Source organism: Azospirillum oleiclasticum (genome assembly GCF_013423485.1).
Taxonomy (GTDB): Bacteria; Pseudomonadota; Alphaproteobacteria; order Azospirillales; family Azospirillaceae; genus Azospirillum; species Azospirillum oleiclasticum.
In genome coordinates this window covers 1-10,102 of the sequence record NZ_JABFFR010000080.1, presented here as the reverse complement: position 1 = coordinate 10,102, position 10,102 = coordinate 1, and the positions used below count along the sequence as shown (strand labels likewise).

Sequence of the window (10,102 nt, the reverse complement as noted above, 5' to 3'; positions counted from 1 at the left end):
ACCCCGGCCCTCCCCCATCGTCGACGGGGGAGGAAGAGGAAAAGCCCTCCCCCGCCTCCGGTGGGGGAGGGTTCGGGTGGGGGCACAACGCGTGCGCCCGGACAACAATCCCCCGGAGGACACCCCATGGACAGCGCCGCAAGCGGGCTCCGCTGGCTCGACCGGAACCTCGAGCGCATCCTCATCGTCATCGCCTACGGCACCATGTCCACCATCATCTTCGTGGAGGTGATCCAGCGCTTCGCGTTCCACACGCAGACGCCATGGAGCACGACGATCCCCGTCTATCTCTTCATCTGGATCACCTGGCTGGGCGCCTCCTGGAACGTGCGGCTGCGCTCGCACCTCGCCTTCACCGAGCTGCGCGCGCGCATGCCCTATTGGGCGCAATACGCCTGCGTGAACCTGGACCACATCCTGTGGATCGGCTTCGGGCTGATGGTCATCAACTATTCCGTCGGGATCATCGAGCTTCTCCACATGAACTTCGCCATCGTTCCCGGCACCGATCACGTGATGCAGTGGTGGTTCTATCTGGCCATCCCGGTGGGCTGGTCGCTGCTGATCCTGCGCTGCGTGCAGAACATGGTGGAGGACGCGCGCCGCTTCTGGCGGCAGGAGCCGTTCGTCACCATCGGCGCCATCGCCGCGAACTGAGGAACCGGGCTCCATGGACGCAACGCTCATGATCGGTTCGGTGGCGGTCGCCACCGGCCTCTTCGCCATCGGTGTGCCGGTCTTCCTGGTGATCGCGCTGTGGGTCGTGATGGCCAGCCAGATCATCGGCTTCACGCTGGCCAACATCCCGACCACGCTGTTCGAGGGGCTGAACTTCTTCGGCCTGCTTGCCCTGCCGCTGTTCATCCTGACCGGCGACATGATCAACGCCGCCGGCATCGCCCGGCGCCTGACCGAATTCTCGCAGTCGATGCTGAGCTGGGTGCGCGGCGGGCTGGGCATCTCCACGCTCGGTGCCTGCGGCCTGTTCGCCGCCATCTCCGGCTCCAACGCCGCCACCACGGCGACCATCGGCAAGATCATGTACCCGGAGCTGGTGAAGGAGGGTTACGACCGCGCCTTCGCCGGGGCGACCATCGCGTCCGGCGGCGTGGTCGGCATCATCATCCCGCCCAGCGTGATCTTCATCGTCTACGGCTTCCTGATGAACCTGCCGATCGGCGAGCTGTTCATCGCCGGCTTCGTGCCGGGCGTGATGATGGTGTTCGCCATGCAGCTCGCCTGCTGGTGGATGGCCAGCCGCAACGGCTGGGGCAAGCTGCACGCCTTCGAGATGCGCCGCTTCCTGATCGCCACCGCGCGCTCCTACCTCGGCTTCCTGGCCATCCTGATCGTGCTGTTCGGCATCTACACCGGCATCTTCTCGCCGACCGAGGCGGCGGCGATGACGGTGGGCTTCTGCATGGTCGCCGGGCTGTTCGTGACGCGCGAGATCAAGATCAGGGAAATCCCGGCGGTGCTGACCACATCCGGCCAGATCACCGGCCTGCTGGCGCCGCTGATCGCCATCTCCATCGTCATGCAGCAGGTGCTGTCGCTGCTGGGCGCCGAGCAGGCGATCCGCGACTTCGTGCTCGGCATGGGCAGCCCGGTCGCCATCGTCGCCACCTGCATGTTCATCATCCTGATCGCCGGCACCATCCTGGAAAGCCTGCCGGTGACGGTGATCCTGGCCCCGATCCTGGCGCCCATCGCCGCCCAGGTCGGCGTCGATCCCATCCACTTCTCGGTCATCTTCCTGGTGGGGGCGGCCATCGGCTTCATCACCCCGCCCTATGGGCTGAACCTCTATGTGGCGGCCAGCGTGACGGGGCTTCCCTATCTGTCACTGGTGCGCTACGTGGTTCCGTACTTCCTGTCGCTGATGTTCGTGTGGATCGTCGTGGCCCTCTACCCGCCCTTCTCGCTGTATCTGGTGCAGTTCATGGGTCTGAAGTGATGGGGACGGCGGCGCTCCATGGGTGAGGTGCGCGACACCGGCTCGGCCGCGGAACGGGCGCTCCAGGTGTTGGAGGCCATAGCCACGGCCGGGCGTGCGGTGACCCTCGTCGACCTCGCCAAGTCCCTGGCCCTGCCGAAGCCGACCCTGCACCGGCTGGTGCGGCTGCTGGAGGAGCAGGGCTTCGTCGCGAAGGATCTGGACGGCCGCGCCCTGATGGCGGGCCCGCGCATGGCGGCGATGGCCGTCCGCGTGATCCACAACCGGCTGTCCTGGGCGCCCTGCCGGGCGGCGCTGGAGCGGCTGTCGCGCCGGGTGGACGAGACCTGCAACCTCGTCCAGCTCGACGGCACCGCCATGCGCTACGTCGACCGTGTCGAGACGGCGTGGCCGCTGCGCCTGTCCTTCCAGGTGGGCCAGCAGGTGCCGGTGCACTGCACCGCGACCGGCAAGATCCTGCTGTCGCTCCAGCCGGCGCGGGTGCGCCGGCGCATCATCGGCTCGATCGAACTCGCCGCCCTCACCGAGCGCACCATCACCGATCCCGAGCGGCTTGAATCCGAGCTGGAGCGCATCCGCCGCCTGGGCTACGGCACCGACGATCAGGAGTTCGTGCCCAACATGGTGGCGGTCGCCGTGCCGATCCTGCCGCCGGACGGCCCGCCGGTGGCCGCCGTGTCCATCCACGCCCCCGTCGTCCGCCGCACCCTGCCCGACCTGATCGGCTTCCTGCCCCATCTGCGCGACGCCGCCGCCAGCATCGCGGACGCGGCGTACGGGGACCCGGAGGGGCCGGTGCCCCCGCTCACCCGTGCCCGCGAATGACCTCCAGGAAGGCGTCGGCGTAGAGGTCGAGCTTGCGGGCACCGACGCCGGGCAGGCGGGCGAAGGCGGTGCGGTCGCGGGGGCGCTCGTGCACCATCTCCATCAGCGTGCTGTCGTGGAAGATGACGTAGGGCGGCACCCCCTGCTGGCGGGCCAGCTCGGTGCGCCGGGCGCGCAGCGCGTGCCACAGCGCGTCCTCCTCCGCGCTGAGCGAACCGCGGGCGGCCCCGTGCGACACGCCATCGCCGCCCCCGCCCCCGGAAGAACCGCCACGGCGGAGTGAATCGCGGACGGAGCGGCGCTTCTCCACCACATGGTCGCGGCGGAGCTGCACCGGCTGCTGGCCCTTGATCACCGGCAGCCCGGAGTCGGTCAGGCGGAAGCCGCCATAGCCCTCCATGTCCACGGTCAGGAAGCCGGCGGCCACGAGCTGGCGGTAGATGGACTGCCACTCCTGCTTGGTCCGATCCTTGCCGACACCGAAGGTCTTGATGCGGTCGTGGCCCATGGTCACCACCTTCTCGGTGGCGTTGCCGCGCAGCACGTCGATCAGGTGCCCGGCGCCGTAGCGCTGGCCGGTGCGGTAGACGGCGGCGAGCGCCATCTGGGCGGCGACGCTGGCGTCCCAGGTCTCCACCGGGTCGAGGCAGGTGTCGCAGTTGCCGCAGGGCTCCGGCATCGCCTCGCCGAAATAGTTGAGCAGCACCTGCCGGCGGCAGCGCGACGTCTCGCAGAATCCCAGCAGTGCTTCGAGCTTGCCGCGCTCGACCCGGCGGTGGGTGTCGGCGGCCTCCGACTGCTCCAGCATCTGGCGCAGCGCAACCACGTCGGCCATGCCATAGGTCATCCAGGCGTTGGCCGGCAACCCGTCGCGCCCGGCGCGGCCGGTCTCCTGGTAATAGGCCTCCAGGCTCTTGGGCGGGTCGAGATGGGCGACGAAGCGGACGTTGGGCTTGTCGATGCCCATGCCGAAGGCGACCGTGGCGACCATCACGATGCCTTCGCTCTTGATGAACAGATCCTGGTTGGCCTCGCGCACCTCGGCCGGCAGACCGGCGTGGTAGGGCAGCGCCTCGCGGCCCTGCCCGTTCAGCCACTGCGCCACGTCCTCCACCTTGGCCCGCGACATGCAGTAGATGATGCCGGCGTCCTCCGGGTGGTTCTCGCGCAGGAACTCCAGGAACTGCTGGCGCTCGGACTTCTTGGGCACCACGCGGTAGGTGATGTTGGGCCGGTCGAAGCTGGACAGGAAGACGCGGGCCTGTTCGAGCTGGAGCTTGGCGGCGATCTCCGCGCGGGTCTGGGCGTCGGCCGTGGCGGTCAGCGCGATGCGCGGCACCAACGGGTGCCGTTCGTGCAGGACGGAGAGCTGCAGATACTCGGGGCGGAAGTCGTGCCCCCACTGCGACACGCAATGCGCCTCGTCCAGCGCGAAGAGCGCCAGCGTCGTGCGCTCCAGCAGCCCCAGGAAGCGCTCGGTCACCAGCCGCTCGGGTGCCACATAGACGAGGTCCAGGTCACCGGCGACCATCGCCCGCTCCACCTCCCGTGCCTCGTTCAGGCCGAGGGAGGAGTTAAGGAAGGCGGCGCGCACGCCGAGCTGGCGCAGCGCCGTCACCTGATCGCGCATCAGCGCGATCAGCGGCGACACCACCACGGTCACGCCGTCGCGCACCAGCGCCGGGATCTGGTAGCACAGCGACTTGCCGCCGCCGGTGGGCATCAGCACCAGCGCGTCGCCGCCGGCGACCACATGGTTGATGATGTCCGCCTGCTGGCCGCGGAAGCTGTCGTAGCCGAACACGTCGCGCAGCACGCCGAGCGCGTCGCCGCCCGGCTTCGGCGAAGGGGAGAAGAGGGAATCCACGCCCAATTGTCTACATCTGGTGGCGGATCGGCGCTTTTGCCGAGCCCATGGTGTCGCACGAACGGCGCTTCCGGTGAACCGAAAAACGCGCGCCCGCCACGGCGGACCTTCCGCCGCGGCCGGGCGTTATCCTGGCCATGTTCGACCTGATCATCAAGGCCGTGGAGCAGACCGGCTATCTGGGCGTCGCGCTCCTCATGCTGGCGGAGAACGTGTTCCCGCCGATCCCGTCCGAGGTCATCATGCCGCTGGCCGGCTTCGTGGCCGCGCGCGGCGACCTCGACCCCGTGCTGGTGGTGGTGGCCGGCGTCGTCGGCTCGGTCGCCGGCACCTGGCTGTGGTACTGGGCCGCGGTGAAGCTGGGCCGCGAGCGGCTGAAGCGCTGGACCGAGCGCCACGGCCACTGGCTGACCATCGGGCCGGACGACATCGACCGCGCGTCGGACTGGTTCCGCCGGCATGAAGGGGCCGCCGTCTTCCTCGGCCGCCTGGTGCCCGCCGTGCGCACCCTGATCTCCGTCCCCGCCGGCATCGCCGAGATGCCGCTGCCCCGCTTCCTGCTCTACACCACGCTCGGCACCACCCTGTGGACCACCGCCCTGATGCTCGCCGGCTATCTGCTGGAAGGCCAGTACCACGCGGTGTCGGACTGGGTGAACCCGGTGTCCAACGTGGTGCTGGGCGGCATGGCGGCGTGGTACGTCTACCGCGTCTACAGCCAGTGGCGGGAGCGGGGGTAAACGTCACTCAACCGGCCGGCGTCTTGTCACCCGGATCCAGCCGCGCAAGCTCCTCGACTCTCGACCGGATTTCTGTCGACAGGACACGGATGAAGGTGGCTTCCTCGCCACCTCCCGAGGAAATTTGGGCAGTAGCCCGCAGGAACGCCTCTAGGGCCGCCCTGTGGTCCGCCCTCTTTTCGCTGTCCGGACGCTGGTCGGCGCGGATCGACTCGATGGTCGTCAGGCATTCGAGCGAACGGTCGATCAGCTCCGCGATACGCATCGAGAAGGTGTAGGTGTGGCGGAGATCCTTGTATCGGCACCACCAATCCTTCCAGTCGCGGAACACCAGAATGCGCTCGGGAGAGGGAATCCGGCTCCGGTTCCACAGCCGATGCATTTCCGGCGCGATCCGGAAGGTGATGAAGAGCAGGAAGATCGTCAGCGCGTTCTGCAGCGACCGTGCCTCGATGTGCGCGAGATAGCGGCGCACGATGGGATGGCCGCCGGACACGTCGCCGCCGCCCGGCTCTTCCGACAGTTCGCGCGCACGGTAGGCATCGCCCACCGCCTCCTTGACGTGTCCGGCCGCGGTCCAGATGTCGAGGCGGCGGCGCACCGATTCCAACTCCAGCTTCTTCCAGTCGTTTTCCGGAAGCGCCTGCTTCTCCGTGGTGATCAGGATCAGAAACTGGTCGATCCAGCTCGACATGTGCGCCAGCCGAAGCCGGAAATCGTTGAAGTGCTTCAGCCCCGCCGGCGCCAACTTGTAATCGCCCGCCGGATCGGCCATGCAGCGCTCCGCCGCCTCCGCCATCAGCGCCGCGAAATCCAGATCCCGTTGCGCGCGTGCGAAGTTCTTTATCACGCCGCCCTTGCTGTCGTTGAAGCTGCGCCGTCGCGAGAAGAACTCGTCCATGGCGATGCAGCGTTCGCAATAATGACGAAACAGGAACAGCTCGCGATAGGCGAGATAGCGACGGAGATTGCCCGGATTGTAATTCAATTCCCCGCGGCGCATCTGGCTGGTCACGTGGTGCAGGATGGTCGATGCGATGTTGATGGCGGTTTCGAACTTCCTCCGGCTGGCAAAGGCGAGACAGGCCAGCAGAGTCGCACCCAAGTGGCGCACCACGGCATCGGCCGTGCCGGTGCCGTCGGTCGGCTGGCTAAGATGGTCAATGCTCTCATCGAGCTTATCCAGAACCAGCCCGACGGACAGCTTGATCTCGGTCGGCGTAAACCCTGTATGATCGAAATCACCGGCCGTGATTTCCCGGCTGCGCTCCGCCAAAAAATCGGCGATGGTGTTCGAATACAGGTGAAAGAGGCGCCCGAAGGCCGGATCCACCGGCCTGACGGCGTAGCGCATCTCCGGAATGGGACCGCAGAAGCCGGCCTTGACGGTTGATGGCCGGTCGGCGGTGGCACTTTGCGCCTGGGCGCACCGCTCCGCATCCACATGGAAGTCGAGCAGCCGCACGGCGAAGGTGGCATCGTCCGAAAAGGTCCTTTTTCGCTCGAACGCGATCAAGTCCTTGTTGCGGCTGACCAGATCGCGGATCGTGCTGGCCGAGAACGGATCGTCGCGATCGCGCAGATTACGCGCAAGAATGTCGAAAATGTCGCGGATCGTCTCCCGCAGCACCGCGTCCTCTCCGCCGTCTGCAACCGCATGCGCGACATGGCCGCGCGCCGGGTCGTCGCGGAAGGTCTTGTGGAAGATGGTGGTGAAGGTCCCCTCGCTCTGCTCGCGGCCCTGCTGGACAGTCAGCACATCGCGCAGCAGGGGGATGGCCTGACGCGCGGCAAGCGCCGCCTGATGCAGAAGATGCGCCTCCTCCTCGTCGCGCTCCCCGTCACCGGCAGCGGTGTCGCTCTGGACAGGGTCGATGTCGATGTCGTCCATATAGGGGCGGATCAGGCTTTCGACACGCTGGAGCACATCGCCGATCGCCGCCAGCGCATCGGGCTCGAAGCGGTAGATGTCCGGCATCAGCAACGGGTGCCGCAGAGTAACGTGCAGCCGCCCTTCCGGAAGCGCCGCGATGATGTCATGCAGGGTTGAACTGCGCGAGACTAGCTCGACCCGGGCGTTGATCTGCTGCTCGTGGAAAAAGCAGTTCAGCAGATGGATCTGCGCGAAGGCGTACGCGTCGCGGCGGGCCGCCTGATCGATCATCTGCCGTGAGCGCGCCTGCCGCGGCATGGATGCGGCCATGCGCTCGACAACGTCGCATATCTCACCGTGGATTTTCTGCACGTCGTCGCGATGGGCGAAGTTCTCATAGGCTGACCAGTCGAACTTGATCCCGTGCAGATCCTTCAGTCCGGTGATGAGCGATCGCACACCCGCCTCGGACGACCGTACGAAGGTGTAGTGCCCATCCCGGATGAAGTTGTCGATGGTGCGAAGACTTCTCGTGGCTTCTTGCAGCGCATCCAGCATACCCTCCCGCCAGAGCGGTAGGAATCCCTCCCGAAACTTCTTCCATTCATTCTTCAAGGCACCGTCGCGGTTCCCGAGAAGCCAGGACCGTATCCGCTCCAGATTGTCGATCCTGAAATCTTTGAATTTTTCGGAAAGCAAACCGCGGAGCGCCTCTTCATCAACCCGCTGCTGCCGCAGTATGGCGTTCCGAATGATGGCAACTTCATCCGCGTGGTCATCGAGCAGTAGAAACCGATCGCGACGCCCCTCAAGAAGATGCTGGAGGATCAGGCGATCAAGCGTCTGAAGTTCCGATTCGGAGATCAGATTCGATTCACCCCGACTATGATCCCCTTTTACTTCGGGATTGCCGATTAAGAGCCCGTTGAAGGTGAAGGCGGTGAAATTGGGGCGTGGGTAGGTGATTGCCGCGACGATCTCCGATGTGTCGACCGCCAGGATCTTGATGGGAGGATCCTCCCACTGCGCCCGTTCCACATCGCGCAGGAAGGCATGCAGCGCGTTGCGGAACCGGAAGACCTTGGTGATGCGGCGGCGGCCGGCGGCTGAAAGCCGCGCGGCTGCCTTGGCGATCTCCCTATCGTCGAACAGGGGCGTGGTCATCCCGCGGTATCGCATGCAGCCATCTTCTCCTCATCCGGTTGGTTCTATGCGATCACTGCTTCAAGATAGAGTCCTGATTGCTCTTTCCCCAACGCTGTACCGGATGTAGCCGAGAGAGAACCGCATTCAAACGGATCATCATTTCGGATAATAGTATTCTTGGCAGGGCGCACATCAGCGCCGGTCAGGCCCGCGACGAACAACGGCTTCGCCTTTATCAGGATCGCATCGAGATGATAGGCGAAGCGCAGGCCCGGCATCAGTGTCGAGTCGAATTCGTACAGCGACTCAAAACGGTCGGCACGGGTCCGGTCACCGCCCTTAAGGCGGTTGTCCAGAACCTCCAACAGATTGGTCCGGTTTTCACGGATCGCCGCGGTCAACGCGAAGAAATAGACAGGTGCCCACACCGGCTTCAGATCGGCGAGGTCCGAACGCGTCCACAGAAGGTCGAGCGACCAGTTGCAGAGGCTGCGGAATGGCTCGATGCCACCCCAAGCCTCGGGGCGCACCGGTGTGCGCAACGACTCGCCCTTTGTCGCCCCAAGCATCAACCGGAAGCAGCATTCCAGCGTTTCCCGCAGCGCGACGACCGGCCCGATGTCCTCGGGGATCCGGTCCGTCGCCGTGCCGCGGGCGGGAATCCACGCCTTCAGCACGCGGGCGACTTCCGGCACCGCCTCCACGGTCTTCAGCGCCTCCGCGACCGCCGTCAGCAGATACAGCCCGACGTAGGTGCCGGCACCGCTGTCGAAGGCGCGGAGCGCCCGCACCACGCCATCGCGCGCGATGTCGCGGACGGCATCGTCGAATTCGCCCGCCACCTCGGCGAACATGTCGGAGAACAGCGCGTCGTCGTCGTAGTGGAACCACCCCAGGGCCGGCGCGGGGCTCGGTCCACCGAAGGACGCCGTCAGCCAGTCGCCGAATCTGTCGGGTCCGAGCGTGCGGAGGTGGTTGGCGAACAGCGCTCCCTGGCGGGAGACGGGACGCCGGTCGGCTGTGCGTTCCATGCTGGGTCCGCCACGCGCTGTCATGCCGCAGCCCCTATGGAAGCATGCGGCACGGCGCACAGGCAACCCTTACCAGGATCGTTACCGCACATGTCCGTAGTCCCGTCCATACGGTTGATGAAGACAGTTCGAAGGTCGGCGTAAGGGCTACCCACCCCATGCACCTCCGCCGTGGGCAATCTGGCGGCGATGTCGGCATCGTCAAGGGGACCGACCCAGGGGGCGACCGTGGCGATCCGGGTGCGCAGGGCGCGGTGGTCGTCGTGCGCGGGCGGAATCTCCTCGATGTCCGTGGCCAGCACCACGGCCTCGGGCAGTCCGGCACGACCGGTGCGGTTGTCGGCGGTCGAGCCGAAGGGAAGATGGTCCGAGGCGCTGCAATGACGGTCGGCGTAGCCGGTGCTGATGGCGTGCGGCCGGCGGAGCACCTGGGCGTTGCGCAACCGGAAGAAGCCCAGCGTGAACAGGGTCTCGGGCGCTGCGCGAGGCTTCAATCCGAGAGCCGCGACGAGTTCCCGGAAGAATGCGGTCGCGTCGAGCGTGCCGGACGCCGCCGCGGCACGGCTCAGCCAGTGCAGCAGGTCGTCTGGCCGGGTAAGCCAGCGGATGGCGGGGACCGCCGGCCTCACCGCCGCCGCGATCAGGCCCTTGCCGGCGAGCGCG

8 protein-coding genes are annotated in these 10,102 nt (G+C 66.5%); 4 read left to right on the top strand and 4 right to left on the bottom strand.

Annotated features, from left to right (window positions below):
• The first annotated feature begins 126 nt into the window (after positions 1 to 126).
• From HL658_RS36160 to HL658_RS36150, 3 genes are read left to right on the top strand one after another with little or no spacing between them, the layout of a single operon-like run.
• Complete coding sequence (locus HL658_RS36160; protein ID WP_180285189.1) at positions 127 to 657, top strand: TRAP transporter small permease; 531 nt, start codon at positions 127 to 129, stop codon at positions 655 to 657.
• Between the two features lie 13 nt (positions 658 to 670).
• A complete protein-coding gene (locus HL658_RS36155; protein ID WP_180285188.1) occupies positions 671 to 1,957 on the top strand; it encodes a TRAP transporter large permease in 1,287 nt (428 codons plus the stop codon).
• Between the two features lie 18 nt (positions 1,958 to 1,975).
• Positions 1,976 to 2,782, top strand: a complete 807-nt coding sequence (locus HL658_RS36150; RefSeq protein ID WP_180285187.1) for an IclR family transcriptional regulator — start codon at positions 1,976 to 1,978, stop codon at positions 2,780 to 2,782.
• On the opposite strand, the gene recQ is transcribed toward HL658_RS36150, so the two are convergent.
• A complete protein-coding gene (gene recQ, locus HL658_RS36145; RefSeq protein ID WP_180285186.1) occupies positions 2,763 to 4,649 on the bottom strand; it encodes a DNA helicase RecQ in 1,887 nt (628 codons plus the stop codon). The genes HL658_RS36150 and recQ overlap by 20 nt on opposite strands.
• Before the next feature lie 137 nt (positions 4,650 to 4,786).
• Between recQ and HL658_RS36140 the strand changes: the two genes are divergently transcribed.
• On the top strand, positions 4,787 to 5,389 hold the full coding sequence (locus HL658_RS36140; protein ID WP_180285185.1) for a DedA family protein: 603 nt from the start codon (positions 4,787 to 4,789) through the stop codon (positions 5,387 to 5,389).
• Positions 5,390 to 5,396: 7 nt separating this feature from the next.
• On the opposite strand, the gene HL658_RS36135 is transcribed toward HL658_RS36140, so the two are convergent.
• The 3 genes from HL658_RS36135 to HL658_RS36125 all read right to left on the bottom strand — a co-directional run.
• The gene (locus HL658_RS36135; RefSeq protein WP_180285184.1) at positions 5,397 to 8,426 is read right to left on the bottom strand and encodes a hypothetical protein; all 3,030 of its coding nucleotides are present in this window, start codon (positions 8,424 to 8,426) and stop codon (positions 5,397 to 5,399) included.
• Between the two features lie 44 nt (positions 8,427 to 8,470).
• Entirely contained in the window at positions 8,471 to 9,439 is a 969-nt protein-coding gene (locus tag HL658_RS36130; protein ID WP_180285183.1) for a hypothetical protein, read from the bottom strand.
• A 20-nt stretch (positions 9,440 to 9,459) separates the two neighbouring features.
• Positions 9,460 to 10,102: hypothetical protein (locus HL658_RS36125; protein WP_180287740.1), on the bottom strand; the 643-nt coding region annotated here is incomplete at its 5' end.